Source organism: Sphingopyxis sp., from assembly GCF_035250425.1.
GTDB lineage: Bacteria > Pseudomonadota > Alphaproteobacteria > Sphingomonadales > Sphingomonadaceae > Sphingopyxis.
In genome coordinates, this window is sequence record NZ_DATFFD010000029.1 from 1 (window position 1) to 25,935 (window position 25,935).

The following is a 25,935-nucleotide window of genomic DNA, read 5'->3' on the forward strand; positions in this document are numbered from 1 at the left end:
GTACGAGCGACGCCGACCTCGACGCGATGTGCGCCAAGCTGCTCGCCAACACGGTGATCGAAAACTACCGCATCGAACGTCCGTAAAGGGAGCGCACGCCATGAAGACCGCCGTCATCGTCTTTCCGGGCTCCAACTGCGACCGCGATATGGCGGTCGCGCTGGAACAGGTGACCGGCCGAGCGCCCGCGATGGTGTGGCACCGCGAGACCGAGCTGCCCGGCGGCACCGACTTTATCGCGCTGCCCGGCGGCTTTTCCTATGGCGATTATCTGCGCTCGGGCGCGATGGCCGCGCGGTCGCCGATCCTGCGCAGCGTCGCCGATGCCGCGGGGCGCGGCGTACCGGTGCTCGGCGTGTGCAATGGATTTCAGGTGCTGACCGAGGCGCTGCTGCTGCCGGGCGCGCTGATGCGCAACGCCGGGCTCAATTTCGTCTGCCGCACCGTGCCTCTCAAGGTCGAAAACAGCCAGTCGCTGTTCACCGCGAGCTATAACGCGGGTGAGGAGATCAACATCCCCGTCGCGCACCACGACGGTAATTATTTCGCCGACGCGGCGACGCTCGACCGTATCGAGGGCGAGGGGCGCGTCGCGTTCCGCTATGCCGATAGCGTCAACGGGTCGGCGCGCGCGATCGCGGGCGTGCTCAACGATGCGGGCAATGTTCTGGGCATGATGCCGCACCCCGAACGCGCGATCGACCGCGCGCACGGCGGCACCGACGGGCTACGCCTGTTCGAAGCGGCGCTCGGCGTTCTCGCCTGACATCATTCGGCCGTCGCCGTCCGGGCGCATTGCATCGGGTTGCAACCAGCGTCCGATCAGCAACAGGATCGTCGGCCAGAACATCGTGTTCCAGATGTCGTGCCAATGCGCGGCGTCGGGCTGGATCGCCGCTCGCTTTGCTTCGAGCGACATGTCGAGCCATTCGCCGCCCGACGCCATCGTCAGCACCGCGAGCCACGCGACCAGCCATCCGCCGCGCCAGCGCCAAGCCAGCCGCACCGCCATGAACAGCGCCAGCCCGAAATAGATATGCAGTGCGTCCTTGCTGAGGTCGGTCGAGGTGACGAGCCAGGCCTTGCGCTCGGTGAACAGAGCGGCGAATTCGATCAATGTCATGCCGTCAGACCTTGGCTCCAAAAGGGTTGAAGTCGGTGCCTTCGTCGAACACATCGACACCTTCGCGCCGCTTCAACGCCCCCACCACCAGATAGGTTGCCGGGGTCAGCGCCGCTTCCCAGGCGATCTTCATCGCCCAGTTCGTGGTCAGGACGAGCAGCACCTGCTCGGTTTCCCAGATGCCGAGGAAGGCGATGGGATAGAAGATCAGGCTGTCGATACCCTGTCCGACGACCGTCGACCCGATCGTGCGCATCCACAGGAAGCGCCCGCCCGTCGCGAGCTTCATCCGCGCAAGGACATAGGAGTTCACGAACTCGCCGGCCCAGAACGCGGTCATCGAGGCGAGGACGATGCGCCACGCGCTGCCGAACACGCTTTCATAGCTTGCCTGGCACACCGCTCCCGTCCCGCCGGCTTCGCCGGTCTTGAGCGTCAGCGCGTCGGCGCCGCTGCACCACCAGTCCTGCGCGGGCGGCAGTGCGAGCACGATCCAGCTCATCACCGCCATGAACAGCAGCGCGCCGAACCCCGTCCAGATGACACGGCGCGCGCGGGCATAGCCATAGACTTCGGTCAACACGTCGCCGATCACATAGCTGATCGGAAAAAACAGGATGCCGGCACCGAACGTCAGCCCGCCGACTGCCGACAATTTCGACGCACCGATGATGTTGCTGAGCAGCAGGACGGCAACGAATGCCGCCATCACCAGATCATAATAGCGAAAATGCCGGATGCTCGCGGCGCTGACATGGGCGGGTTTGGCGGGCGGGGCGTCGGAATGGATCATGGGCCGCTGCTTAACCCGCTTTGCAGCCTACGCAAACCACGCTATTCGCCGCGCGACGCAAGCAGCGCTGCGCGCCCGTAGCTCAGCTGGATAGAGCACCCGCCTTCTAAGCGGGTGGTCGCAGGTTCGAATCCTGCCGGGCGCGCCACACCGCCGCAAGCGCGGCAATCCGCCATTCTCGATCGCCACCATTCCCGAACAAAAGAGAGAACCTGGCGGGCTTCGGCCGACACTATGATGCCGCTCGGTGCAGTCACACGACCTTCAATCCCGATGCCGTAGCGCATCGACGATGAACTTGAACGCGGGAAGGTTCTGGCGCCGGCTCGGATAGTAGAGGAAATAGCCGTCGAAGAAGGGCGACCAGTCATCGAGCACCTGCACGAGTTCGCCCGACGCCATCTGCCGTTCCACGATGTTCTCCGGGACATAGGCGATGCCATAGCCGCTGACCGCCGCGTCGATCATGGCGTAGCTGTTGTTGAAGGCGAGTTGCCCGCTGACCCGGACCCGCAATTCCTGCCCGTCCTTCTGGAACTCCCACGCATAAAGACCCCCGGCGGTCTCATGGCGCATGTTGATACAGATATGCCGGACCAGGTCCTGCGGGCGTTCCGGAATGCCGTGCGCGTCGAGATAGGCAGGCGAAGCTACGGCCACCAAGCGCCAGTCCGGCCCGATCCGCACCGCGATCATGTCCTTCTCGACGCTCTCGCCCAGCCGCACACCGGCGTCGAAACCTTCCTCGACGATATTGCGGAAGGTGCTGTCGAGGATCAGCTCGACGCTGATGTCGGGATAGGCACTGAGCACCGGCTTCAGCTTGGGCCATACGACGCTTTCGAGAGCGTGGTCTGACAGGGTCAGCCTGATTGAGCCTGAGGGCTTTTCGCCGAGCGCGGTCAGCGATGCGATCTCTTCCTCTATTTCCGCTATGCGCGGCGTGAGGGTCGCGAGCAGCCGTTCCCCGGCGGCGGTCGGGGCGACGTTGCGGGTGGTGCGCGTGAGAAGTCGTATGCCCATGCGCGCTTCGAGCTGCTTGATCGTGTGGCTCAGCGTCGATTGCGCCACGCCGAGCTTGGCCGCAGCCTTGGTGAAGCTGCGTTCCTGCGCCACGGCCTGGAACCATGTCAGCTGGTTGAGATCGGTTCTGGCCATAACAGTCCCTTGCCATCGCATCGGATTATTCGATGTCATCGATTAGTTCATTCGGATTTCAACGGCTAATCGTTTTATAGGGGGTTCGCTAGTTTGCGCTGCAACAATTGACGCAGGAGCAAGCAAAGATGGCGGTTGCCATATCAGCAGAAGGAGTCCGGCCAGCCGCCGCCTGGGGTGCCGTCCTGTCGATGGCGCTGTGCGTCGCGATGCTGATCGCGTCGGAATTCATGCCCGTCAGCCTGCTCACGCCGATGGCCGAAGGGCTGCGTGCGACGGAAGGGCAGACGGGGCAGGCGATCTCGATCAGCGGGCTGTTCGCGGTGGCAGCAAGCCTGTTCATCACGACAGCTGCCGGGAAATTGAACCGGAAATGGGTTCTGGTCGCGATGACCGCCCTCATGCTGGCGTCGCTGGTTCTGGTCGCGGCCGCGCCGAATTTCGCAGTGCTGATGATCGGCCGCGCCCTGCTCGGCATCTGCATCGGCGGCTTCTGGGCGCTGGCGACCGCCGTCATCATGCGGCTGGTTCCCGAACGCGACGTCCCGAAGGCGCTCGCGCTGATGTATGGCGGGCAGGCCATTGCGGCGGCCTTCGCCGCGCCGATCGGCAGCTATCTCGGCGGGATGTTCGGCTGGCGCGCGGTGTTCTGGGCGCTGACACCGATCGTCGCGCTCAACCTTGTCTGGCACATGATCGCGCTGCCTTCGCTGCCCGCGCGCTACGCCCAAGATTTCCGGGCCATGCTCGACCTGCTGAAGTGGCCTTATTTCCTGCGCGGCCTCATTGCCTCGATGCTGTCCTGGGGCTCGGCCTTCACCATGTTCACCTATCTGCGCCCCTTTCTGGAGCAGGTGACGGGCGTGGACGTGACGATGCTGTCGGTCCTGCTGCTCGTGCTGGGCCTTGCCGGGTTCGTCGGCACATGGGCTTCTGGCCGTTTCGTGCGCGGCAATGTCGCGCCGCTCCTGAAGCTGCCCGCGCTGCTGATGGGCGGCTGCACGCTGGGGCTGCTGCTTCTGGGAAAGTCTATCATTGCAGCCGCTTTGCTCCTCGCCGTCTGGGGCGCGATGAACACCGCCATGTCGGTGATCTGGATGACCTGGATGTCGCAGAATGCCGAAGACGCGCCGGAGGCGGCCGGCAGCCTGATGGTCGCCGCGATCCAGTCGTCGATCCTGCTCGGCGCCGTCGTCGGCGGGCTGCTGCTCGACCGTATGTCCATTTCCGCAACCTTCATCGGCAGCATCGTTCTGGCGTGCGCCGGAATCGCCGTGATCGGCAGCGGGCGCGGCCTGCTGCAACCCTAGGAGACCTCCATGAATACCCCTGACGCGAACCCTCAGACCACGCCGATCCGCCACATCGATCGCCGTGCGCTGATCAAATGGACCGGCGCTGGCGCGGCCGCACTGGCCACCGGCCCGCTTTTCAACCTCTCCAATACAAAGGCACAGACCATGTCGAACGAATGGGACAAGACTTTCCCGAAGAGTGCGAAGGTCGATCATCAGAAGGTGACGTTCAGGAACCGCTACGGCATCACCTTGGCGGCCGATATGTATTCGCCCAAGGATCGTGGCGACAGGCGGCTCGCGGCAATCGCCGTTGGTGGCCCGTTCGGCGCTGTGAAGGAGCAGTCGTCGGGTCTCTATGCCCAGACCATGGCCGAGCGCGGTTTCATCACGCTGGCTTTCGATCCATCCTATACCGGCGAGAGCGGCGGCGAACCGCGCAACGTCGCCTCGCCGGACATCAACACCGAGGATTTCAGCGCGGCGGTCGATTTTCTCGGCCTGCAGCCCTCGGTCGACCGCGAGCGGATCGGCATCATCGGCATTTGCGGTTGGGGCGGCATGGCCCTGAATGCCGCCGCCGTCGACAAGCGTGTTAAAGCCGTGGCGACTAGCACCATGTACGACATGACCCGCGTGATGTCGAAAGGCTACAACGACAGCGTGACGCTCGAACAGCGCGCGCAGACGCTGGAACAACTGAGCCGTCAGCGGTGGGCGGACGCGGAAAAGGGAACCCCGGCATACGGCCCGGTTTCCCTCGAACTCAAGGGCGGCGAGCCGCAGTTCGTGGTGGAGTACGCCGACTACTACAAGACGCCGCGCGGCTTCCACCCGCGTGCGATCAACTCGAACGCCTCATGGACACTCACCAACCCCCTGTCGTTCATGAACATGCCGCTCCTGACCTACATCAAGGAAATCTCGCCGCGTCCCATCCTGCTGATCCACGGCGAGAACGCCCATTCGCGCTACTTCAGCGAGACGGCCTATGCGGCCGCGGCGGAGCCGAAGGAACTGATGATCATCCCGGGCGCCCGCCACGTCGATCTCTACGACCGCGTGGACGTGATCCCTTTCGACCGGCTCCAGTCATTTTTCGAGCAGCATCTGGCGTGACAGGAGCAGCGTCATGACCATGCAGCGACGCGCGAGAATCGCGACCGGCCTGACGATAGCCATTTTGCTGCTGCCGGCCGCGCCGACGATCGCGCAGCCGGCAAAGGAGGAACAAGCGATGACGATACTCTATCCCAACGGCACCCGGCTCTCGCAGAAGGGGCCGGCCGAGTGGTTCACCGGTTCGGTTCGAATCGATCCGCTCAATACGGCGCCCGCGCCCGCGCGGCACGGCGTGGCGCGCGTGACGTTCGAACCGGGCGCGCGCACTGCCTGGCATACCCACCCGCTTGGTCAGACGCTGGTCGTCACGGAAGGCGTCGGCTGGACCCAGTGCGAAGGCGGGCCGGTTGTCGAGATGCGCGCGGGCGACGTGATCTGGTGCCCGCCCGGCCATCGCCACTGGCACGGCGCGACACCGACGACCGCCATGACCTACATCGCCATCCAGGAAGCGCAGGACGGCAAGATGGTCGAATGGATGGAGCATGTTCCCGATGACGAATATCTCGCCGGTACGATGGAAACGCCGGGTGGCGGAAGCTAGCCTGAGATGGTGGGTTTTGGCAGCACTTGCCGCCCTGGTCAGCGCCTGCACCGGCCCGGCATCAGACGCGAACGTATCGGCGCAAGAGCAGAGCCGTTCGCAGCAACGCACGGAGGAGCCGATGAAAATCCGAATTGTCACCGCCGATCGAACGCTCACGGCCGTCTTGGATGACCACGCGGCGGCGCGGGACTTTGCGGCATTGCTGCCGATCGAATTGACGCTGAGCGACTATAACCGCACCGAGAAGATTGCGGACCTGCCGAGGCGCCTCTCCGTCGAGGAGGCGCCGGACGGGATCAAGCCGAGCGCCGGCGACATCGCCTACTACGCCCCTTGGGGTAATCTCGCGATCTTCTACCGCGACTTCGGCTATTCACGCGGCCTGGTCCGCCTGGGCCGGCTCGAAGGCGGCACGGACGCTCTTGAAAAGCTGGATGAGGGGCGCGTGCGTATCGAACGAATCCCGTAATATATGGAAATCGTTGGTTCCGGTGAACCTCAAACGACGATCACCCAGTTATCATCTTCATCATCTTGGGGGCGCCATCATTTGAGCTCGAAGAGCGTCGGTTCGTCCTGCACCGGCGTTTCAATGACCAGCAGGCCAAGGTGCATGGCCTGCGTTATCAGGTGCGCGCGGTTGCGTGCATTGAGTTTGAGCCGCACATTCTCGATGTGCCGTTCGACGGTTCGTGGTGCGATATTGATCTCGAGCGCGATCTGCTTTGCCGAGCAGCCCACTGCTACCAGCTCGAGTATTTGATGTTCACGAAAGGTCAAATGCGGTTCGACGTTCAAAGCGTTTTGATGCACAGCGCAATCCCCTGATACCCAAGGCGTAGACACAGTGCGACCGGCGAGCATTTTGCGCGGGCATAGCCGCAATCCACCTGCTCTGACTTCGATGATATATGTTTGTGCGCCGTTTATCAATTAACCTAAGCTAATTAAGCATATGGCAATGTTGCGCATGTCAATGTATCTATACTACTGAAATTCAGTATAAACTTCGCCTGAAACGCTAAGGAAATTTACACAGGTGATTTTCCTGGGCTGTTCATACACATGAATTTCTCGGTTTTTATGCGGATGGATTCAACACCCGCAAAGGCAGATGAGACTCGCAAACGGGGTCGCCGCAAATACCAATTCCAGATTGGAGACGTGGCGTGCAAGGTTTGTCGGCAGAGTTTCAACGCGGGTCGATTCCGCAGGACACCATCCTAAAATTTCGAAAAGGCGAGATTATATTCTCGCAGGGCGATCCGGGCGATTGCTGGTTCGAAGTCATCTCGGGCACCGTCAGAACCTGTCATTTCCATGTCGACGGGCACCGTCAGCTGACGGGATTTTTCTATCAGGGCGATGTGTTCGGCGTCGAATATGGCGCACGCGACGCGGCTGCGGAGGCGGTGACCAACGCGATCCTGACCCGCCGCCCGGCGCTCAATGGCAACCCCGATTCGCTCGGACAGAACCGGGCGCTCGAACGCGCGCTCGACAGCGCAAACCAATGCATATTCCTGCTCGGCCGCCGCAATGCCAACGAACGCGTCGCGGCGTTCCTGTTGATCGCGGCGAAGCGGCTGTCGGCGCTCGGCAGCATTCCCTTGCCGATGACGCGCGGCGATATTGCCGATCATCTGGGCCTGACGATCCATACGGTCAGCCGGACGATCTCGGGCTTTGTCCGCCAGGGGCTGATCGAGCTGGAGGGGCCGCAATTGTGCCGGCTGATCGACCTGGACGGGCTGCGCGCCATCGCCGGCGACGAAATGGGCGTCGCGATCGACAATCTGCGGGCGATGCAGCCGCAGCGATCGTTTACCGGGCAGGGGGCAGGGGCATGAGCAGCTATCTGTCAGCGCCGCCCGCGCTGCGCCACATGGGTGTGGCAGCTATTGGCCTATGGGTGGTTTTTGCCCCTGCGCAGGCCAAGGCGCATGAAGCGCTGGCGCTCGAATGCCTGTGCGAGGCGCTTCCCTTTCTCGATAGCGCGCCGACGTGGAACGCGGCGGCTGCGGCTCCGGGCGGCGGCGCCGAAAACCCGCCGGCGGCGAGCGCCGGGAGCGAGATCGACGCGCAGCGCCGGATCATCGCCGAGCAGCGGGCGCTGATCGACCAGCAAAATGCGATGCTGGCCGAGCAGCGGCAGCATATCGTAAAAATGCAGGGGCAGCTTATCACCCAGCAGGCGCAGATCGACCGGCTCTCATCCTTCGCGCTCGCCGAGGCGCCGCTCGACATGTTCCGCGGCACCGGCATGGGGCAAGGCGTTGCCGGCCCCGCGCTTCCCGGCCCCGGCAGCGACGCGGTCGCGCTGCCCGACGCGCCGGTCGGCGAGGCGCCGCCTCCGGGCGAGTCGACCACCGAACGCGTCGCGGCGGTTCCCGAAGGGCAGGGGGTGCTGACGCGCGCCGGCCACCTCATTTTCGAACCGTCGTTCGAATATACGCGCTCGTCGACCAATCGCCTCGTCTTTCGCGGGATCGAGCTGATCCCGGGAATCCAGATCGGCCTGATCGAGGCGACCGACGCCGACCGCGACACGCTCGTCGGCACGGCCTCGCTGCGCTATGGAATCAGCGACCGGCTCGAGGCCGAAGTGCGCATGCCCTATCTCTATCGCAATGACCGGATCGAGGTCGTCCAGCAGCGCGACGAAGGCATCGTCCGGTCGATCGCGCTGCGCGAGGACGGGATCGGCGACGCCGAATTCTCGCTGCGCTATCAATTCAATCGCCCGGTCGGGCAAAAGCCGATCTTTGTCGGAACGCTGCGCGTGAAATCGGACACGGGCAAGGGGCCGTTCGAGGTCGGCTACGACGAATTCGGGGTCGCCACGGGGCTGGCCACCGGGTCGGGTTTCTGGGCGGTACAGCCAGGGCTCAATTTCCTGATGCCGTCGGATCCCGCGGTGATCTATGGCGGCGCGGCCTATCTTTATCATATCCCGCGCAACGTGAACGAACTGGTCGGCGACGTGCTGATCGGGCGCGTCGATCCGGGTGATGCGGTGTCGGCGAATATCGGTTTCGGTTTCGCGCTCAACCCGCGCTTTTCCTTCTCGCTCGGTTACCGGCACAATTATATCTTCCCGACCAAGACCGAGATTGGCGATACCGACCAGAAATCCAACTATCTCCACGTCGGCTCGCTCAATTTCGGCATGTCCTATCGCCTGACCGAGCGCGACGTCCTGAACATGGGGTTCGAGATCGGCGTGACCGAGGATGCGCCCGACGTGTCGATCACGCTGCGCATGCCGTTCGGCGGGAAACTATGATCCCGGCGACCCGGCCCAACCAACCCAACCCTACAAGGGCGACATAAAGAAGCCCCGCCAAAAGAGGCGGGGCGAGGTGAACCGTCCCTGTCGAAACAGGGGCGGGGGGTCGTTCGGGTCTTTCCGGGCTAGATCGAGACGTCGTGATTGGCGCTTCCAGCGCGAACCCCGAAGGGGCGGGCCGATTTTGGCCGACTGCCGCGTCGCTCGTCAGTCACGATGCAATGGCATTGCTCCCTCCTCTCTCCTCGCACTCGGCCAAAATCGGCTCCGTCACGATGCCTCGATCTAGCCCGGAAAGCCCCCTAGTTGCCGAGCGCGCCGACGGTCTGCGCGCCCATCGCAGCGCCGATCGCGTCGCTCATCCGCGTCGACGCCAGCGCGTCGCGGAAGCCTTCATAGCCGCTGAGGTCGAGCACGGCGTCGACCTGCTGGTTCAGCGAGACATTGCTGGCGGTGTTGATCAGGACATTCTGGATCGCGTCGGTGCGCTGGATCAGCGCGGTCTGGCCGTTGTTCGCGAGGAATATCGGTTCATCGCCCACGCGCATGGTGATGCCGCCGCTGGTCAGGATGCCGCCCTGGATCTGCGCCGCATCGACCGCGGTCAGCGCCGGTGACACATAGCGCTCGATCGAGGATCCCTGGGGCGTCCAGCTGACGATCGTGCGGAGCGCAAGCTCGTCGTTCACGAAGCTGCGAATATCGGCACCGAAGGCGATCACCATGCCCTGAAACGCAAAGCCGCCACGCTGCGCCGCCAGCACCTCGTCCGATACCGTCTCGGCGTCCACAAGCGGATCGTCGGCTGCGGGCTCGCTGGCTGCGAGGAGCACCGGCGCGAAGGCGAGCAGGAGGATGCGGGGGGACATGGTCGGCCTCATTTCACGGTGCCGACGCGCACATCGAGCAGGATCTGCGGCGTCAGCTGATATTGCGGGGGAAGGTTGGTCGTCAAATCGCTGATCGAAACGCGAAGCGCGCCCTCATCTTCGAGCGGCGCCTGTGACCAGGGACCCCAGTCGCCGGCAAGGTTGAAGGAAGGACGCTTTTGTCCACCCTCGACGATGGCCAGCGCAATGCCGTTCCAATGTTTCTCGAAGTCGCCGAGCGAATATTCGTTGAGGCCGAGAACCGAATCGCCGGTGAGCACGCGGTCGCCGCGGACGCCTTTGACGACCACGAAATGCTTGAAGCCTTTCAGGTCCATCAGGACGATCGTCGGGCGCTTCACCTGCTTCAATTGCTCGGCGGTGATCCGGAAGCCTTCGGCGCGATAACCGCGCGAGGCGAGATAGGTTTTCATGTCGAGCATCGAAAAGCCGACCTTGCGGATCGCCTCGCGGTCGCCCTTTTCCCACATCGCGCGAAAGGGCATCGTTTCCGACGTCGGTGCGCCATAATGATAGGTAAGCAAGGTCGCGATCGCGGCGGAACCGCAGCTGAAATCATAGCGCTGGCGAACGACCGAGCGGAAAGGAATATCCCACCAGGTCATCACCTGAAGCTGGTAATTGCCGCCCGTTTCGGGTCCGGTCAGCCGGACTTCGGCGGCGGCGGGCGCCGCCGCAAGGGCGCACGCCATGCCCGCGATCAAGGCTCGCATGGGCCGCATGGCGAATTCAATCGCCGAGGTTGATGGTCAGGTTCATGCCGCTCTGGGCACTGACCTGCGCACCGGTGTTGATCAGCAGATTGCCGACACCGTTGAAGTTGGAAAGCGCGAAATCGCTCAGCGTAACCGCACCCGCGGTATAGTCGCCCTGCAGGATGTTGCCGCTAACGATCGAATCCAACGTCTGATTGGTGATGACGAGCGACTGGCCGCCGCGTTGCGTGTCGAGCTCGTTGTCGTTCAGCATTGGCGATTTGCGTTCGGGCCGCACCGGGATCGCCGGGGCTGCATAGGCTTCGGCCGGGACGGCCTCGACCACGCGCGGGGCCGCTGCTTCTGGCGGAGGCAGCTGCGCCGATACGGGCACGGATAGGCCTGCCAGGACCAGCAGGACCGGGACGATCGGGGGTTTCATGACGCGGGCGCTCCTTGAAAGCAAAAAATCGGGAAATGGCCGGCCCGCCAGTGGTGCCGGGCCGGCCATCCGGGGGGACTCTTAGTCGTCGTCGCCGCCGCCGCCGCCGCTATCGGCCGCGCAGCATTCGCCGAAGTTCACGCTGCCCGATGCCGCGATGTTGGTCGCAGCTTGGGTGTTGGCGTTGATGCCGGTATTCCAAGCGGCGTTCATGATGCCCGCATAGGCCGCAAAAGCATTGCCGCGGACATAGTTGTCACCGCTGTTGTAGCCGACAGCCGTATCGCTTTCGTCTTCGCCGTCCAGGTCGACGACTTCGTCGAGATACTGGTTGGTGTTCGTCGCACTCAGCGATTGGCTGGCAACGACAATGGTATTGCCGTTGAACGAACCATTGCCGTCATTATCCTGATCGTCGTCCGAATAGCTGTCGGCGGCATTGTCCTGGACGAACAGGTCGATCAGGTCGTTCACAACGACCGTATCATTGTCGCTGTGGTTGCCCGACGCACCCGTGGTGGTGTTGTCGTTGTCCTGATTCTGTTGCGCGATGGCCGGTGCGGCCGTGGCTGCAAGCGCCAGCGTTGACACCGCCAGCATGACTTTCTTGATCATGACTACTCTCCTTACAAAAGGGGATGGCGCGCGATGCCGAACGGCATGGCTGGTGCGGATCCTCCCCGACTCCGTCCGCATCGGTGCGAACAAGGCGATCATGATCCGCCGCGGCACCCGCCGCTTTGCGAATTGGCAATGTCGGGGGCGGAGAAATACCCAGATGATCTCGGTGGGTGGATTCGCTTGGGCCGGATCCCGCTATGCGACCTCGGCGCGCATCGTCGTTCGCCCCGCTGCATCGCGCGTCCACAATCGCGCCGCATCGCCATCGCGGGCGAGACAGAGGTCAAAGGGCGCGCCGTCGATCAGCGGTGCCTCGGCGCGGAAGCTGAAATGGCGGGGGGTCGCACCGGGCGCGGTGCGCAGGAAGTGATCCATCAGCAAGGTCGCGATCAGCGGGCCGTGGACGACGAGCCCCGCATAGCCCTCGACATCGCGGGCATAGTCGCGGTCGTAATGGATACGGTGGGCGTTGAAGGTCAGCGCCGAGTAGCGGAACAGGAGTATAGGATCGGGCGACAGGCTGCGCACCGCTTCGGCGGGCTCGGGTTCGGCCGGTTCGACCGGAACGGCGGCGGGTGCAGGCGCCGTCGGCGCGGGTTCGCGAAAGACGATGTCCTGCACCTCGCGGATCGCCGCGACGCCGTCCGCCGCGATGTCGTGGCGCAGCGTCACGAAGAGCAGGTCGCCGCTTGCGCCGCGCTTGGGCTTGATCGCATCGATCGTGGTGACGCGGGTCAGTGCGGCACCGACCGCGACCGGGGAAAGGAACTCGATGCGGCTGCCCGCCCACATGCGGCGCGGGAGCGGAACGGGCGGGAGCAGACCTGCGCCGTCGCGGCGCGGGTGACCGTCTTCGCCGATCGTCGACTGCCGCGCGGTGGGCAGGAAATAGAGCCAATGGGCCAGCGGCGGTACGGTGCCCGGCAGCCATGGCGAGATATCGTGATCGAGCAGGGCGGCGAGACCGGCGAGCGGTGCCGCGGCCGCGACATCCTCGCGCGTTTCGCTACGGCCGACCCAGGCGGAATAATCGTCCATCGGCTCAGAAGCTCTTGGGCAGGCCGAGCGCGTGCGTCGCGACGTGGCTCAGGATCAAATTCGTGCTGATCGGTGCGACCTGATAGAGCCGCGTCTCGCGGAACTTGCGCTCGATGTCATATTCCTCGGCAAAGCCGAAGCCGCCGTGCGTCTGGACGCACATGTCGGCGGCGTACCAGCTCGCTTCGGACGCGAGCATCTTCGCCATATTGGCCTCGGTCCCGCCGTCCTGCCCGGCGTCGAAAAGCCGCGCGGCCTTGTCGACCATTTCGGCGGCGGCGGCGATCTGGACATAGGCGCGCGCGATCGGGAACTGGACACCCTGGTTCGTGCCGATCGCGCGGCCGAAGACTTCGCGATCCTTGGCATAGGCGGTGGCGCGGTCGATGAAGAAGCGGCCGTCGCCGATGCATTCGGAGGCGATGAGGATGCGCTCGGCGTTCATGCCCGACAATATATAGCGGAAGCCCTTGCCCTCTTCGCCGATCAAATTCGCGGCGGGGACTTCGAGATCGTCGAAGAACAGCTCGGTCGTCGCATGGTTGAGCATCGTGCGCACCGGGCGGATTGTCAGTCCGTTGCCCTGTGCCTCGCGCATGTCGACGAGGAGGACGCTCATCCCGTCAGAGGGCTTGGCGCACTCCTCGCGCGGGGTGGTGCGGCAGAGCAGAACCATCAGGTCCGAATGCTCGGCGCGGCTGATCCAGATCTTCTGGCCATTGACGACATATTTGTCGCCGACCCGCTTGGCGAAGGAGCGGATGCGCGTCGTGTCGGTGCCAGCGGTCGGCTCGGTCACGCCGAACGCCTGCAGGCGGAGGTCACCGCGCGCGATGGCGGGTAGATAGGCTTGCTTTTGCGCCTCCGACCCATGTTTGAGCAATGTGCCCATCGTGTACATCTGCGCGTGGCAAGCACCGCCGTTGCAGCCCGACCGGTGGATTTCCTCGAGCACCGCCGTTGCGGCGCCGAGCCCGAGGCCCGAGCCGCCATATTGTTCGGGGATCAGGACCGAGAGGAAGCCCGCTTCGGTGAGCGTGCGGACAAATTCGGTCGGATAGATGCGGTCGCGGTCGAGCCTTTGCCAATATTCGCCCGGAAATTCGGCGCACAGGCGGCGCACCGCCTCGCGGATTTCGGGGTGGCTCTGTGGCTGGGCTTCGGACATTGGCGTCTGGCTCTCCCCTGATCGTCGGGGAGAGCCTTAGGATGCGAAGCTGTTTCGGCGCAACCGAAACAAGCGCTAGATGCTCGGCAGGTCGAGGCCTTTCTCGCGCGCGCAGTCGATCGCGATCTCATAACCCGCGTCCGCGTGGCGCATCACGCCGGTGCCGGGGTCGTTCCACAGCACGCGCTCAAGCCGCTTTGCCGCTTCGGGGGTGCCGTCGGCGACGATCACCATGCCGGCGTGCTGCGAATATCCCATGCCGACGCCGCCGCCATGATGGAGCGACACCCAGGTCGCGCCCGAAGCGGTGTTGAGCAGCGCGTTGAGCAGCGGCCAGTCCGACACGGCATCGCTGCCGTCGCGCATCGCCTCGGTCTCGCGGTTGGGCGAGGCGACCGAGCCCGAATCCAGATGATCGCGGCCGATCACGACAGGCGCTTTGAGTTCACCCGACGCGACCATCTCGTTGAAAGCAAGGCCGAGCCGGTGGCGGTCGCCGAGCCCGACCCAGCAGATGCGCGCGGGCAGACCCTGGAACTGGATCTTCTCGCGCGCCATATCGAGCCAGTTGTGGAGATGCTTATTGTCGGGAAGCAGTTCCTTCACCTTGGCGTCGGTCTTGTAGATATCCTCGGGATCGCCCGAGAGCGCCACCCAGCGGAAGGGACCGATACCGCGGCAGAAGAGCGGGCGGACATAGGCGGGGACGAAGCCGGGGAAGTCGAAGGCATTTTCGACACCCTCATCCTTCGCCACCTGGCGGATATTGTTGCCATAATCGGTGGTCGGTACGCCCGCGGCCTGCAGGTCGAGCATCGCCCGCACATGCACCGCCATCGACGCTTTGGCGGCTTTTGCCACGGCGGCGGGATCGCTCTCGCGCTTCGAAAACCACTCGTCGAGCGTCCAGCCCGCGGGGAGGTAGCCGTTGACCGGATCGTGCGCCGAGGTCTGGTCGGTGAGCAGGTCGGGGCGGATACCGCGGCGGAAGATTTCGGGCAGGATTTCGGCGGCGTTGCCGAGCAGGCCGACCGAGACGGGCTTGCCCCCGGCGTGGGCCTCCTCGATCATCGCGATCGCCTCGTCGATGCTCGACGCCTGCTTGTCGAGATAGCCCGTGCGCAGGCGCATCTCGATGCGGCTCGGCTGGCATTCGATCGCAAGACAGCTCGCGCCCGCCATTACCGCCGCGAGCGGCTGCGCGCCGCCCATTCCACCGAGGCCCGCGGTGAGCAGCCAACGGCCCGCAAGGCTGCCGCCATAATGCTGACGGCCCATTTCGACGAAGGTTTCGTAGGTGCCCTGCACGATGCCCTGGCTGCCGATATAGATCCAGCTGCCGGCGGTCATCTGGCCGTACATCATCAGCCCCTTTTTATCGAGCTCGTGGAAATGCTCCCAATTCGCCCATTCGGGGACGAGGTTCGAATTGGCGAGCAGCACGCGCGGGGCGTTTTCGTGGGTGCGGAAGACGCCGACGGGCTTGCCCGACTGGATGAGCAGGGTTTCGTCGCCCTCCAGCCGCTTCAGCGTCTCGACGATCCGGTCATAGCTTTCCCAGTCACGCGCGGCGCGGCCGATGCCGCCATAGACGACAAGTTCGTGCGGCGCCTCGGCGACGTCGGGATGCAGGTTGTTCATCAGCATCCGCATCGGCGCTTCGGTGAGCCAGCTTTTCGCGCTGATCTCGGTCCCCGTCGCGGGGCGGATCACGCGGCTGTTGTCCAGCCTCTGATTGAGGGGGCGGGTGGTCATGGTCTTCCTTTCTGCTTGAGCAAATAAATAGGGACTGTCCCTATTTATCTGTCGCAAAGTCGAGGGCGGCGGCGATCACTTGCTCCAGCACGGGCCGGATCGCGGGGTTTGGATCGATGGGGGATGGCCAGTTGGCGTGCGTGATTTCGGCCGGCTCGGTCATGTAACCGCGCTGCGCGAGTTCCATCTGGATCGCGTGGATGCCGTCGTCGGGGCGGCCATAGTGGCGCGTCGTCCAGCCGCCCTTGAAGCGGCCGTTGACCACATGGCTCTTGCCGCTCGCGGCGCAGATGTTCGCAACGACGGTTTCGAGTTCGGGGGCGCAGGTCGCGCCATTGTTGGTGCCGATGTTGAACTGCGGCAGCTCGCCGTCGAACAGGCGCGGGACGCGGCTGCGGATCGAATGGGCGTCGTAAAGGACGACCTTGCCGTGCTCGCCCTTCAGCCGGTCGAGCTCGGCGGTGAGCGCGTCGTGATAGGGGCGGTGATAGAGGCTCAGCCGCTGCGTGATCGCGGCTTCGTCGGGTTCGCCGAAGCGATAGAGCGGCTCGCCGTCGAAGGTCGTCGTCGGGCAGAGTTCGGTCGTCGCCTGTCCGGGATAGAGCGACGCGCCCGAGGGATCGCGGTTCATGTCGATCACGCTCCGCGAGATATCGGTAGCAACCAGCGTCGCGCCTCGATCGGCAGCGAAGGCGTAGAGTTCGGCGATCCACCAGTCGGTGTCGATCTGCGCGTGCCAGGGCGAAGCATATTGCTCGTCGAAGCCCGCAAGGTCGGTGCCGCCATGCGGGAAGGCGATGACGAGCGGTGCGTCGCCGCGATGGACGCGCAGCCAGTCCATCAGCCGAGACCCGGCAGGTTCGCCGGAACCGCCGCGACAAGGCTGCCCGTGCGGATCAGCGCGGTGGCGGCCTCCATATCAGGATGGAAATGGCGGTCGTCTTCGAGCGTGGGAACCTCGACGCGCAGATGCTTGTGCGCGGCCTCCAGCGCATCGCTCGATTTCAGCGGTGCGTGGAAGTCGATGCCCTGACACGCCGCGAGCAGTTCGATCCCGATCACCGCGCTGACATTGTCGGCCATGTCGAGCAGGCGGCGCGCGCCGTGCGCGGCCATCGAGACATGATCCTCCTGATTGGCCGAGGTCGGAATCGAGTCGACGCTGGCGGGATAAGCGCGCTGCTTGTTTTCGCTGACGAGCGCGGCGGCAGTGACCTGCGGGATCATGAAGCCCGAGTTGAGACCGGGGCGCGGGGTGAGGAAGGCGGGCAGCCCCGAGAGCGCGGGGTCGACGAGCATCGCGATGCGGCGCTCCGAAATCGAGCCGATCTCGCACAGCGCCATCGCGATCATGTCGGCGGCGAAGGCGACGGGCTCGGCGTGGAAATTGCCGCCCGACAGCGCCTCGTCCCCAAACGGGCCAGCGTCGGCGAAGATCAGCGGGTTGTCCGAGACGCCGTTCGCCTCGATGCCGAGCGTCGTCGCGGCCTGACGGAGCAGGTCGAGGACGGCGCCCATCACCTGCGGCTGGCAGCGGAGGCAGTATGGATCCTGCACGCGCGGGTCGCCCTCCGCGTGCGAGGCGCGGATCGCCGATCCCGCCATCAGCGTGCGCAGCGCATCGCCGACCTCGCGCTGTCCCGCATGGCCGCGCAGCGCATGGATGCGTGCGTCGAAGGGTGCGTCGGAGCCCTTGGCGGCTTCGGTCGAGAGCGCGCCGGTGATCAGCGCCGAGCGGAAGACGGTCTCGGCACGGAACAGCCCGGCGAGCGCGTTGGCGGTGGAGAATTGGGTGCCGTTGAGCAGCGCGAGACCCTCCTTCGGGCCGAGGTCGAGCGGGGCGAGGCCAGCCTGCGCCAGCGCATCGGCCGCGGGCAAGGCTTTGCCGTCCACCTCGATCGCGCCGACGCCGATCATCGCGGCGGCCATATGCGACAGCGGCGCAAGGTCGCCGCTCGCGCCGACCGAGCCCTGCGATGGGACGGCCGGGGTCAATCCCTTCGCGAGCATCGCCTCGATCATCGCGACGGTCTCGCGCCGCACGCCCGACGCGCCCATGCCGAAGCTCGCGAGCTTCAATGCCATCATTAGTCGCACGATCGGGGCGGGCGACGGGGCGCCGGTGCCCGCGGCGTGGCTGAGCACGATATTGCGCTGGAGCGTCGCGAGATCGTCGTCGGCGATGCGCACGCTCGCGAGCTTTCCGAAACCGGTGTTGATGCCATAGACGGGCGCGCCCTTGGCGACGATGCGCGCGACCGCAGCGGCGCTCGCGTCGATCGCGGCCCATGCATCGGTGCTCAGTTCGGCGCTCGCGCCCTCATATATTTCGCGCCAGTCGGCGAGCGTCATGGCGCCGGGGGTGATGATCATTGTCCGTCCTTGATGCGTTGGTGAAGCGGGTTGAAGCCGATGCGGTAGACGAGCTCGGCGGGGTCGGTGACGTCCCAGATCGCGAGGTCGCATGCTTTGCCGGGCTCGAGCGTGCCGATCTCGGCGGACAGGCCGAGCGCGGCGGCGGCGTTCGCGGTGACGCCGCGCAGCGCCTCGACCACCGTCAGCCCGAACAAGGTCGCGCCCATGTTGAGCATGAGCAGCAGCGAGGTCGTCGGGGAGGTGCCGGGGTTGTTGTCGGTCGCGAGCGCGATGCGGGTGCCATGACGGCGCATCGCCTCGATCGGCGGCAGCTTCGTCTCGCGCATGAAATAATAGGCGCCGGGAAGCAGCACCGCGACGGTGCCCGCCGCAGCCATCGCGCGGACGTCGTCGTCACTCGCATGTTCGAGATGGTCGGCCGACAGCGCGCCATGCCGCGCCGCAAGCGCGCTGCCGTGGAGCGCCGACAATTGTTCGGCGTGGAGCTTGACCGCAAGACCGTGCGCCTTGGCCGCCGCGAAGACCCGCGCGCACTGGTCGGGCGAAAAGCCGATGCCTTCGCAGAACGCATCGACCGCGGTTGCGAGCGGCGCGGCGGCGGGAATCATTTCGCCCACGACGAGATCGATATAGGCGTTGCTGTCGCCCTTATATTCGGGGGGTAGCGCATGCGCGCCGAGGAAGGTCGGCTCGACGCGAATGTTGCGGCGTCCGGCGAGCGCGCGCGCGGCGCGGAGCATCTTGAGTTCGTCGTTCGTCGACAGGCCGTAGCCCGACTTGATCTCGATCGTCGTGACGCCTTCGGCGATCAGCGCGTCGAGGCGGGGGAGGGCGCTATCGACCAACTGGGCTTCGCTCGCCTCGCGCGTCGCACGCATCGTCGAGACGATGCCGCCGCCCGCGCGCGCGATCTCCTCATAGCTCGCGCCCGCAAGCCGCATCGCCCATTCATTGGCGCGATTGCCGCCGTGGACGAGGTGGGTGTGGCAGTCGATGAGGCCGGGGGTGATCAACCGGCCTTCGCAGTCGGTAACTTTTTGCGCGGTCGCCGGGGCGCCCTCGGCGGGGCCGGCGTAGACGATCCGGCCGCCCTTTGCCGCGACGACGCCATCGTCGATCAAGCCGAGGGTGTCGTCGGCCATCGTTGCGAGTCGGGCGTTCGTCCAGAGTTGCTCCATCTGGACAGTGTCGTTCGAATGCGCCATTATGTCTAGACATAATATGAGGACGAACGACGATGGCTCTCTGGTTCGAACGCGCGTGGATCGACAATGGCTGGACGAAGGATGTGCGGCTGGGCGTTGCAGACGGCCGGATCGCATCGATCGAAACCGGCGTCGCGGCGGAACGTGAGGACGAGCGCCATCGCGTCGGGCTTCCGGGCCTCTGCAACGTCCACAGCCATGGTTTCCAGCGCGGCATGGCGGGGCTTTCGGAGCGCCGCAGCCGGCCCGACGATAATTTCTGGAGCTGGCGCGAGACCATGTACCGCTTCCTCGATCGGCTGACCCCCGACGATGTCGCGGCGATCACCGCGCAGGCCTATGCCGAGATGCTCGAAACGGGCTTCACCCGCGTCGGCGAGTTTCATTATCTGCACCACGACCCGGCGGGCGCGGCCTATGCCGATCGCGCCGAGATGGCGGGGGCGATTGCGCAGGCGAGTGGCGAGGCTGGCATCGGCCTGACGTTGCTCCCCGTCTTCTACGCGTATGGCAATTTCGGCGCGGCGCCGCCGAGCCCTGGACAGCGGCGTTTTCTCAACGACGTCGACGGCTTTGCCGCGCTGCTTGACGCTTCGCGGCCGAAGCTCTCCGGCGACGCCAATATCGGTATCGCGCCGCACTCGCTTCGCGCCGTGACGCCTGACGAGCTCGCGGCGTTGTTGGCGCTTTCGCCGACGGGTCCGGTGCATATCCATGCGGCCGAGCAGGTGAAGGAGGTCGCCGACTGCATCGCGTGGAGCGGCGCGCGCCCTGTCGAGTGGTTGCTCGACAATGCCGGAGTCGACGACCGCTGGTGCCTGATCCACTCGACCCACCTCGATGAACGCGAAGTGCCGCGCCTCGCCGCGAGCGGCGCGGTTGCCGGGCTGTGCCCGATCACCGAGGGCAATCTGGGCGACGGCATTTTTCCGGCGGTCGATTATCTCGCCGCGGGCGGGCGCTTCGGGATCGGGACCGACAGCAACATCCTCGTCGACGCGGCGCAGGAACTTCGCGCGCTCGAATATTCGCAGCGCCTGGCGCAGCGCGCCCGCGCGTTGCTGGCGGACGAGGCCTCGCCCTTCGTCGGCGCGAATCTGTTTGCGCGCGCGGTGCAGGGCGGCGCGCAGGCGCTGAAGGTGCCCGCCGGGCTGGCCGTCGGCCATGCGGCGGACATCGTTTCACTCGACCTCGATCACCCCGCCTTTGCCGGCGCCGACGATGCGACCCTGCTCGACCGTTGGATTTTCGCCGCGCGCGCGGGCGCGGTGGACAGCGTGTGGCGCGCGGGCAGCAAGCGCGTCGAAAAGGGACGCCATGTGGGTGCCGACGCGATCGGTGACGCCTATCGCGCCTGCGTCGCGCGGCTGCTCGCGTGAACCCCGCCCGGCGCATCCGCGAAGAGATCGCCGCCTCGATCCAGTCGGGCGAATGGCGTCCCGGCGATCGCGTGCCGACCGAACAGGAACTCGCCGCGCGCTACGGCTGCGCGCGCGCGACGGTGAGCAAGGCGCTCGGCGAACTCGCCGCATCGGGGCTCGTCGAACGGCGCCGCAAGGCGGGGACGTTCGTGGCGCGTCCGCCGGTCCATTCGGCGGTGATGACCGTGCCCGACCTCGCCGAGCTGATCGCGGCGCGCGGCCAGGTCTATCGCTGGGAACTGGCGTCGCTCGAAACCGCCAGCGCAGGCGACGATCCGCTCTCCGGTCCGGCGCTGCGCATCGAGGGCGTGCATATCGCGGCGGGCGAAGCCTTTGCGCTCGAACGCCGCTTCATCGCGCTCGGCGAGGTGCCCGAGGCGGCGGACGCGGATTTTGCCAGGGAAGCGCCCGGAACGTGGCTGCTCGGCCATATCCCCTGGACGCAGGCGCGCCATGTGATCCGCGCGGTGACCCCGACACGCAAGGAAGCGGCGCTGTTGACGATCGGTGTGGGTGCGGCGTGCCTCGAACTCGACCGCACGACGTGGCGTGCGGGGCGCGTCGTGACGCATGTGCGGCAACTGTTTCGCGGCGACCGCTTCGACCTGGTGGCGGACTTCAACGCCGCGCCGTGACGATCGATCAACCCGATTTCGAACGTCCGGCTCTCGCCGCCGTCGACTGCCACTCACCGCGCCAGCGATGGCCCATCAACCTCGCTAGGCTGCACGCCGCGATGAAGCGCCCGGGTTCGAAGAGCAATGTCGCATCCCAATCCCGCGTGACGTCGGCGACCATTGCGCCATAGGCTTCGATATCGGCGCCCGGTTGGCCGGGCCGATAGGAGACGCCCAGCCCCGCCGAGATCGACGCGATGCCCCTTCTGGCGCGCCGCAATGCAAAAAACAGCGAAATCATATGAGAATACTATGCTCTCATAGTTTTCGGTCTCTCGCATTCAAACGCGTGCCTCTCCTATTTGAGGATCCGCAGACGACTCGTGCCACGCCCCGTGGCCGGCGCCTTGCTGGAGCAAACCCATGCAGGACATTCTCTGGATCGGTCTCATCCTCGGCCTGGTCGCGGCTAGCCTCGGCTATTCGCGTCTGTGCGACGACGCGTGAGGGAACGATATCCATGACACTCGACCTTTGGCTCGCGGGCGCCACCGCGCTCGGCCTTCTCATCTATCTCGTGGCCGTGCTTGCGCGGCCCGAACGCTTCTGAGGGAGGCGAACGCATGACCTTTCAGGGATGGTTTCTCATCATCGCGTTCATCGCAATCCTGCTCCTGCTCTGCAAGCCGATGGGCCAGTGGCTCTTCGTGCTCTACGAAGGGCGACGGACGCCGCTGCACCGCGTGCTCGGCCCGGTCGAAACGGGCTTCTATCGCCTGTCGGGCATCGACCCCAATGAAGAGCAGGGATGGCGCCGTTATGCGGTCCACATGCTGATCTTCAACGCGACGCTGCTGCTCTTTACATACACCGTCCTGCGCCTGCAGGGCGCGCTACCGCTCAATCCGCTTGGGTTCGACGGGGTCAGCGAGCATCTCGCGTTCAACACCGCGGTCAGCTTCACGACCAACACCAACTGGCAAAGCTATGGCGGCGAATCGACGCTGTCGAACCTGTCGCAGATGCTGGGCCTCACCATTCACAACTTCCTGTCGGCGGCGACGGGCATCGCGCTCGCCTTCGCGCTGTTCCGCGGTTTCGCGCGGCGCGAGGTGAAGACGATCGGCAATTTCTGGGCCGATATGACGCGCGTGACGCTTTACCTGCTGCTCCCGCTCTGCGTCGCCATCGCGATCTTCTATATCGCAAACGGCGTGCCGCAGACGCTGGCGGGTTCGGTCGATGTGACGACGCTCGAGGGCGTCAAGCAGACGCTCGCGCTTGGCCCGGTCGCAAGCCAGGAAGCGATCAAGATGCTCGGCACCAATGGCGGCGGCTTCTTCAACGCCAACTCGGCGCATCCGTTCGAGAATCCGACCGCGCTCACCAACCTCGTCCAGATGCTGTCGATCTTCACGATCGGTTTCGGCCTGACCTGGACCTTCGGCAAGGCGGTCGGCAACCAGCGTCAGGGCTGGGCGATCCTCGCCGCGATGGTGACGATCTTCCTCGCCGGGGTCACTATCACCTATTGGCAGGAAGCCGCGGGCAATCCGATTCTCCACGACCTTGGCGCCATGGGCGGCAATATGGAGGGCAAGGAAGTCCGCTTCGGCATCGCCGCCTCGTCGCTTTTCTCGGTCGTCACCACCGCGGCGTCGTGCGGCGCGGTCAATGCGATGCACGACAGCTTTACCGCTCTCGGCGGGATGATCCCGCTGTTCAACATGCAGCTGGGCGAAGTCGTCATCGGCGGCGTCGGCGCGGGTATCTATGGCTTCCTGCTCTTCGCGATCCTCGCGATCTTCGTCGCCGGGCTGATGGTGGGGCGTACCCCCGAATATGTCGGCAAGAAGATCGAGGCGCGCGAGGTCAAGCTCGCGGTGCTCGCGATCGCGGTCCTGCCGCTCATCATCCTCGGCTTCACGGCGATCGCGTCGGTGACCGAGGCGGGGCTGGCGGGTCCGCTCAACAAAGGACCGCATGGCTTCTCGGAAATCCTCTACGCCTTCACCAGCGCGGTCGCGAACAACGGGTCGGCCTTTGCGGGCCTCACCGCCAACACGCCTTTCTATAACCTCATGCTGGGCGTTGCGATGTGGATCGGCCGTTTCTTCATCATCATCCCCATGCTGGCCATCGCGGGCGGCCTGGCGGCGAAGAAATATACGCCCGAATCGGCGGGCAGCTTCCCGACGACGGGGCCGCTCTGGACGGGCCTCTTGATCGGCATCGTGCTGATCGTCGGCGGCCTGACCTTCCTGCCCGGCCTCGCGCTCGGTCCCATCGCCGATCATCTCGCGATGATCCACGGACAGCTCTTTTAAGGAACCTAAGCACATGGCTCGGTCCGTACAAAAATCATTGTTCACGGCAGAGCTGATCGTTCCGGCGATCGGCGACGCCTTCCGCAAACTCAATCCCAGGGAGCTGATCCGCAACCCGGTGATGTTCACCACCGCGGTCGTCGCGACCTTGCTGACGCTGTTGCTCGTCGTCGGTCAGGACAGCCTGGCCACCGGCTTCAAGCTGCAGCTCGTGATCTGGCTCTGGCTGACGGTGCTCTTCGGCACCTTCGCCGAGGCGCTCGCCGAGGGGCGCGGCAAGGCGCAAGCCGCCTCGCTCCGCGCCACCAAGGCCGAACTCACGGCCAAGCGGCTGAAGGGCGAAGGGAAGGCGTATGAAAATGTTCCCGCCAGCGCGCTCCGGGTCGGCGACATCGTGCTCGTCGAGACGGGCGACCTGATCCCGTCGGACGGCGAAGTCATCGGCGGCGTTGCGTCGGTCAACGAAGCGGCAATCACCGGCGAAAGCGCGCCGGTGATCCGTGAGGCCGGCGGCGACCGTTCGGCGGTCACCGCGGGCACGCGCGTCATCTCCGACGAAATCCGCGTCCAGGTGACCGTCAATCCGGGGCAGGGCTTTCTCGACCGAATGATCGCGCTCGTCGAAGGCGCCGAGCGGCAGAAGACGCCGAACGAAATCGCGCTGACCCTGCTGCTCGTTGGCCTCACGATCATCTTCCTGATCGCGGTCGGCACGATCCCGGCCTTTGCGAACTATGCCGGCGGCAGCATCCCCGTCGCGATCCTCGCGGCGCTGCTGATCACGCTCATTCCGACGACGATCGCGGCTTTGCTCTCTGCCATCGGCATCGCGGGCATGGACCGCCTCGTGCGCTTCAACGTGCTCGCGAAATCGGGGCGCGCGGTCGAGGCGGCGGGCGACGTCGATGTCCTGCTGCTCGACAAGACCGGCACGATCACTGTCGGCGACCGGCAGGCAACCGAATTCCGTCCAGTGGGCGGCCAGTCGATGACGGTCCTTTCGGAGGCCGCGCTGCTCGCCAGCCTCGCCGACGAAACCCCCGAGGGCCGCTCGATCGTCGCACTGGCGCGCGAGAAATTCGGCCAGACGATGACCGACTTGCCGGAGGGCGCCGAGATCATTCCCTTTACCGCGCAGACCCGCATCTCGGGCATCAAGCTTGCGGGCAGCGTGATCCAGAAGGGCGCGGTCGATTCGGTCCTCAAAGCCAATCCGGGCGCGGAGGCGACCGCCGCCGCGACCGAACTCCGCCGCATTACCGACGAGATCGCGCGCGCGGGCGGTACGCCGCTCGCGGTCGCGAAGGACGGGCAATTGCTCGGCGCGATCTTCCTCAAGGACATCGTCAAGGCGGGCATTCGCGAACGCTTCGGCGAGCTGCGCGCGATGGGCATCCGCACGGTGATGATCACCGGCGACAATCCGCTCACCGCCGCGGCGATCGCCGCCGAGGCGGGGGTCGACGATTTCCTCGCGCAGGCGACGCCCGAGGACAAGCTCGAGCTGATCCGCAAGGAACAGGCGGGCGGGCGGCTCGTCGCGATGTGCGGCGACGGCACCAACGACGCGCCGGCGCTTGCGCAGGCCGACGTCGGGGTCGCGATGAACACCGGGACGCAGGCGGCGCGCGAGGCGGGCAATATGGTCGATCTCGACAGCGATCCGACCAAGCTGATCGAGGTTGTCGGGCTCGGCAAGCAATTGCTGATGACGCGCGGGGCGCTGACGACCTTCTCGGTCGCCAATGATGTCGCGAAATATTTCGCGATCATCCCCGCGATGTTCATCGTGCTTTATCCGGGCCTCGGCGTGCTCAACGTGATGGGGCTGACCAGCCCCGAGAGCGCGATCCTGTCGGCGATCATCTTCAACGCGCTGATCATCCCGCTGCTCGTTCCGCTGGCGCTCAAGGGCGTGACCTATCGCCCGATGGGCGCGGGGCCGCTGCTCGCGCGCAACCTCGCCGTCTATGGCCTTGGCGGCCTTGTGGCGCCTTTTGTCGGCATCAAGCTGATCGACCTCGCGGTCGGCGGCCTGGGTCTCGTCTGAGGA

28 protein-coding genes and 1 tRNA gene are annotated in these 25,935 nt (G+C 65.3%); 14 read left to right on the top strand and 15 right to left on the bottom strand.

From position 1 onward, the window contains the following. Positions 1-86: phosphoribosylformylglycinamidine synthase subunit PurS (locus VJ811_RS01940; RefSeq protein WP_324070622.1), on the top strand; the 86-nt coding region annotated here is incomplete at its 5' end. 14 nt (positions 87-100) lie between these two features. Beyond that, positions 101-766 (top strand): phosphoribosylformylglycinamidine synthase subunit PurQ, encoded by a 666-nt coding sequence (purQ, locus tag VJ811_RS01945; RefSeq protein WP_324070588.1) that lies wholly within the window; start codon positions 101-103, stop codon positions 764-766. Here purQ and VJ811_RS01950 read toward each other — a convergent pair. Further along, entirely contained in the window at positions 728-1,123 is a 396-nt protein-coding gene (locus tag VJ811_RS01950) for a hypothetical protein (RefSeq protein WP_324070589.1), read from the bottom strand. The genes purQ and VJ811_RS01950 overlap by 39 nt on opposite strands. 4 nt (positions 1,124-1,127) lie before the next feature. Next, positions 1,128-1,916, bottom strand: a complete 789-nt coding sequence (locus VJ811_RS01955) for a queuosine precursor transporter (protein WP_324070590.1) — start codon at positions 1,914-1,916, stop codon at positions 1,128-1,130. Between the two features lie 71 nt (positions 1,917-1,987). Here VJ811_RS01955 and VJ811_RS01960 point away from each other — a divergent pair. Beyond that, positions 1,988-2,064: transfer RNA gene (locus VJ811_RS01960), tRNA-Arg, on the top strand. A gap of 116 nt (positions 2,065-2,180) precedes the next feature. Here VJ811_RS01960 and VJ811_RS01965 read toward each other — a convergent pair. Beyond that, positions 2,181-3,074 (bottom strand): LysR family transcriptional regulator, encoded by an 894-nt coding sequence (locus VJ811_RS01965; protein WP_324070591.1) that lies wholly within the window; start codon positions 3,072-3,074, stop codon positions 2,181-2,183. Between the two features lie 128 nt (positions 3,075-3,202). Here VJ811_RS01965 and VJ811_RS01970 point away from each other — a divergent pair, with 128 nt between their 5' ends. The 4 genes from VJ811_RS01970 to VJ811_RS01985 are packed head-to-tail and all read left to right on the top strand — an operon-like array spanning position 3,203 to position 6,507. Continuing rightward, positions 3,203-4,384 (top strand): MFS transporter, encoded by a 1,182-nt coding sequence (locus VJ811_RS01970; protein WP_324070592.1) that lies wholly within the window; start codon positions 3,203-3,205, stop codon positions 4,382-4,384. Between the two features lie 9 nt (positions 4,385-4,393). Next, a complete protein-coding gene (locus tag VJ811_RS01975; RefSeq protein WP_324070593.1) occupies positions 4,394-5,488 on the top strand; it encodes an alpha/beta hydrolase in 1,095 nt (364 codons plus the stop codon). 13 nt (positions 5,489-5,501) lie between these two features. Next, entirely contained in the window at positions 5,502-6,035 is a 534-nt protein-coding gene (locus VJ811_RS01980; protein ID WP_324070594.1) for a (R)-mandelonitrile lyase, read from the top strand. A gap of 16 nt (positions 6,036-6,051) precedes the next feature. Further along, positions 6,052-6,507 (top strand): cyclophilin-like fold protein, encoded by a 456-nt coding sequence (locus VJ811_RS01985; RefSeq protein WP_324070595.1) that lies wholly within the window; start codon positions 6,052-6,054, stop codon positions 6,505-6,507. Between the two features lie 77 nt (positions 6,508-6,584). On the opposite strand, the gene VJ811_RS01990 is transcribed toward VJ811_RS01985, so the two are convergent. Next, positions 6,585-6,836: a helix-turn-helix transcriptional regulator gene (locus VJ811_RS01990; RefSeq protein ID WP_324070596.1), complete on the bottom strand. Its 252-nt coding sequence runs from the start codon at positions 6,834-6,836 to the stop codon at positions 6,585-6,587. Between the two features lie 371 nt (positions 6,837-7,207). On the opposite strand from VJ811_RS01990, the gene VJ811_RS01995 reads away from it, so the two are divergent. Next, on the top strand, positions 7,208-7,888 hold the full coding sequence (locus tag VJ811_RS01995; protein WP_324070597.1) for a helix-turn-helix domain-containing protein: 681 nt from the start codon (positions 7,208-7,210) through the stop codon (positions 7,886-7,888). Then, complete coding sequence (locus VJ811_RS02000; protein WP_324070598.1) at positions 7,885-9,324, top strand: hypothetical protein; 1,440 nt, start codon at positions 7,885-7,887, stop codon at positions 9,322-9,324. Before VJ811_RS01995 ends, VJ811_RS02000 begins: the two co-directional genes overlap by 4 nt. Positions 9,325-9,629: 305 nt before the next feature. Here VJ811_RS02000 and VJ811_RS02005 read toward each other — a convergent pair whose 3' ends face one another. From VJ811_RS02005 to hutI, 10 genes are all read right to left on the bottom strand, one after another. Further along, positions 9,630-10,196 carry a hypothetical protein gene (locus VJ811_RS02005; protein ID WP_324070599.1) on the bottom strand — a complete coding sequence of 189 codons (567 nt, stop codon included), beginning with the start codon at positions 10,194-10,196 and terminating at the stop codon, positions 9,630-9,632. Between the two features lie 8 nt (positions 10,197-10,204). Beyond that, positions 10,205-10,930: a C39 family peptidase gene (locus VJ811_RS02010; RefSeq protein ID WP_324070600.1), complete on the bottom strand. Its 726-nt coding sequence runs from the start codon at positions 10,928-10,930 to the stop codon at positions 10,205-10,207. A 16-nt stretch (positions 10,931-10,946) separates the two neighbouring features. Beyond that, positions 10,947-11,354 (bottom strand): hypothetical protein, encoded by a 408-nt coding sequence (locus tag VJ811_RS02015; protein WP_324070601.1) that lies wholly within the window; start codon positions 11,352-11,354, stop codon positions 10,947-10,949. 81 nt (positions 11,355-11,435) lie between these two features. Beyond that, entirely contained in the window at positions 11,436-11,969 is a 534-nt protein-coding gene (locus tag VJ811_RS02020) for a hypothetical protein (RefSeq protein ID WP_324070602.1), read from the bottom strand. A 201-nt stretch (positions 11,970-12,170) separates the two neighbouring features. Then, positions 12,171-13,013: an FAS1-like dehydratase domain-containing protein gene (locus VJ811_RS02025; RefSeq protein WP_324070603.1), complete on the bottom strand. Its 843-nt coding sequence runs from the start codon at positions 13,011-13,013 to the stop codon at positions 12,171-12,173. Positions 13,014-13,017: 4 nt separating this feature from the next. Continuing rightward, positions 13,018-14,181, bottom strand: a complete 1,164-nt coding sequence (locus VJ811_RS02030) for an acyl-CoA dehydrogenase family protein (RefSeq protein ID WP_324070604.1) — start codon at positions 14,179-14,181, stop codon at positions 13,018-13,020. A gap of 75 nt (positions 14,182-14,256) precedes the next feature. Beyond that, positions 14,257-15,936 carry a urocanate hydratase gene (gene hutU, locus VJ811_RS02035; RefSeq protein ID WP_324070605.1) on the bottom strand — a complete coding sequence of 560 codons (1,680 nt, stop codon included), beginning with the start codon at positions 15,934-15,936 and terminating at the stop codon, positions 14,257-14,259. A gap of 40 nt (positions 15,937-15,976) precedes the next feature. Next, the gene (hutG, locus tag VJ811_RS02040) at positions 15,977-16,777 is read right to left on the bottom strand and encodes an N-formylglutamate deformylase (RefSeq protein WP_324070606.1); all 801 of its coding nucleotides are present in this window, start codon (positions 16,775-16,777) and stop codon (positions 15,977-15,979) included. Continuing rightward, positions 16,777-18,309 (bottom strand): histidine ammonia-lyase, encoded by a 1,533-nt coding sequence (gene hutH / locus VJ811_RS02045; RefSeq protein ID WP_324070607.1) that lies wholly within the window; start codon positions 18,307-18,309, stop codon positions 16,777-16,779. The genes hutG and hutH overlap by 1 nt, the downstream gene beginning before the upstream one ends. Continuing rightward, positions 18,306-19,490 carry an imidazolonepropionase gene (hutI, locus tag VJ811_RS02050; RefSeq protein ID WP_414711901.1) on the bottom strand — a complete coding sequence of 395 codons (1,185 nt, stop codon included), beginning with the start codon at positions 19,488-19,490 and terminating at the stop codon, positions 18,306-18,308. Before hutI ends, hutH begins: the two co-directional genes overlap by 4 nt. A gap of 59 nt (positions 19,491-19,549) precedes the next feature. Between hutI and VJ811_RS02055 the strand changes: the two genes are divergently transcribed. Next, entirely contained in the window at positions 19,550-20,896 is a 1,347-nt protein-coding gene (locus tag VJ811_RS02055; RefSeq protein ID WP_324070609.1) for a formimidoylglutamate deiminase, read from the top strand. Beyond that, positions 20,893-21,573, top strand: coding sequence for a UTRA domain-containing protein (locus VJ811_RS02060; RefSeq protein WP_324070610.1), 681 nt, complete (start codon positions 20,893-20,895; stop codon positions 21,571-21,573). Before VJ811_RS02055 ends, VJ811_RS02060 begins: the two co-directional genes overlap by 4 nt. A 7-nt stretch (positions 21,574-21,580) precedes the next feature. On the opposite strand, the gene VJ811_RS02065 is transcribed toward VJ811_RS02060, so the two are convergent. Further along, positions 21,581-21,856 carry a hypothetical protein gene (locus VJ811_RS02065; protein ID WP_324070623.1) on the bottom strand — a complete coding sequence of 92 codons (276 nt, stop codon included), beginning with the start codon at positions 21,854-21,856 and terminating at the stop codon, positions 21,581-21,583. 219 nt (positions 21,857-22,075) lie between these two features. Here VJ811_RS02065 and kdpF point away from each other — a divergent pair, with 219 nt between their 5' ends. Genes kdpF through kdpB form a run of 3 tightly spaced genes read left to right on the top strand, consistent with a single transcriptional unit; the run spans position 22,076 to position 25,932 of the window. Further along, on the top strand, positions 22,076-22,165 hold the full coding sequence (kdpF, locus tag VJ811_RS02070; RefSeq protein WP_039576313.1) for a K(+)-transporting ATPase subunit F: 90 nt from the start codon (positions 22,076-22,078) through the stop codon (positions 22,163-22,165). A 13-nt stretch (positions 22,166-22,178) separates the two neighbouring features. Next, a complete protein-coding gene (kdpA, locus tag VJ811_RS02075) occupies positions 22,179-23,882 on the top strand; it encodes a potassium-transporting ATPase subunit KdpA (RefSeq protein WP_324070611.1) in 1,704 nt (567 codons plus the stop codon). A 13-nt stretch (positions 23,883-23,895) separates the two neighbouring features. Further along, entirely contained in the window at positions 23,896-25,932 is a 2,037-nt protein-coding gene (gene kdpB / locus VJ811_RS02080; protein WP_324070612.1) for a potassium-transporting ATPase subunit KdpB, read from the top strand. Positions 25,933-25,935 lie beyond the last annotated feature (3 nt).

Coding starts and splice junctions, on each gene's coding strand:
- VJ811_RS01955 (WP_324070590.1), bottom strand. CDS start 1,916: ATGATCCATTCCGACGCCCCGCCCGCCAAACCCGCCCATGTCAGCGCC.
- VJ811_RS01950 (WP_324070589.1), bottom strand. CDS start 1,123: ATGACATTGATCGAATTCGCCGCTCTGTTCACCGAGCGCAAGGCCTGG.
- VJ811_RS01980 (WP_324070594.1), top strand. CDS start 5,502: ATGACCATGCAGCGACGCGCGAGAATCGCGACCGGCCTGACGATAGCC.
- VJ811_RS02010 (WP_324070600.1), bottom strand. CDS start 10,930: ATGCGAGCCTTGATCGCGGGCATGGCGTGCGCCCTTGCGGCGGCGCCC.
- VJ811_RS02065 (WP_324070623.1), bottom strand. CDS start 21,856: ATGATTTCGCTGTTTTTTGCATTGCGGCGCGCCAGAAGGGGCATCGCG.
- VJ811_RS02025 (WP_324070603.1), bottom strand. CDS start 13,013: ATGGACGATTATTCCGCCTGGGTCGGCCGTAGCGAAACGCGCGAGGAT.
- VJ811_RS01975 (WP_324070593.1), top strand. CDS start 4,394: ATGAATACCCCTGACGCGAACCCTCAGACCACGCCGATCCGCCACATC.
- VJ811_RS02000 (WP_324070598.1), top strand. CDS start 7,885: ATGAGCAGCTATCTGTCAGCGCCGCCCGCGCTGCGCCACATGGGTGTG.
- VJ811_RS02020 (WP_324070602.1), bottom strand. CDS start 11,969: ATGATCAAGAAAGTCATGCTGGCGGTGTCAACGCTGGCGCTTGCAGCC.
- purQ (WP_324070588.1), top strand. CDS start 101: ATGAAGACCGCCGTCATCGTCTTTCCGGGCTCCAACTGCGACCGCGAT.
- kdpA (WP_324070611.1), top strand. CDS start 22,179: ATGACCTTTCAGGGATGGTTTCTCATCATCGCGTTCATCGCAATCCTG.
- VJ811_RS02055 (WP_324070609.1), top strand. CDS start 19,550: ATGGCTCTCTGGTTCGAACGCGCGTGGATCGACAATGGCTGGACGAAG.
- VJ811_RS02015 (WP_324070601.1), bottom strand. CDS start 11,354: ATGAAACCCCCGATCGTCCCGGTCCTGCTGGTCCTGGCAGGCCTATCC.
- VJ811_RS01970 (WP_324070592.1), top strand. CDS start 3,203: ATGGCGGTTGCCATATCAGCAGAAGGAGTCCGGCCAGCCGCCGCCTGG.
- kdpB (WP_324070612.1), top strand. CDS start 23,896: ATGGCTCGGTCCGTACAAAAATCATTGTTCACGGCAGAGCTGATCGTT.
- VJ811_RS01965 (WP_324070591.1), bottom strand. CDS start 3,074: ATGGCCAGAACCGATCTCAACCAGCTGACATGGTTCCAGGCCGTGGCG.
- VJ811_RS02005 (WP_324070599.1), bottom strand. CDS start 10,196: ATGTCCCCCCGCATCCTCCTGCTCGCCTTCGCGCCGGTGCTCCTCGCA.
- hutH (WP_324070607.1), bottom strand. CDS start 18,309: ATGATCATCACCCCCGGCGCCATGACGCTCGCCGACTGGCGCGAAATA.
- kdpF (WP_039576313.1), top strand. CDS start 22,076: ATGACACTCGACCTTTGGCTCGCGGGCGCCACCGCGCTCGGCCTTCTC.
- VJ811_RS02030 (WP_324070604.1), bottom strand. CDS start 14,181: ATGTCCGAAGCCCAGCCACAGAGCCACCCCGAAATCCGCGAGGCGGTG.
- hutU (WP_324070605.1), bottom strand. CDS start 15,936: ATGACCACCCGCCCCCTCAATCAGAGGCTGGACAACAGCCGCGTGATC.
- hutI (WP_414711901.1), bottom strand. CDS start 19,490: ATGGAGCAACTCTGGACGAACGCCCGACTCGCAACGATGGCCGACGAC.
- hutG (WP_324070606.1), bottom strand. CDS start 16,777: ATGGACTGGCTGCGCGTCCATCGCGGCGACGCACCGCTCGTCATCGCC.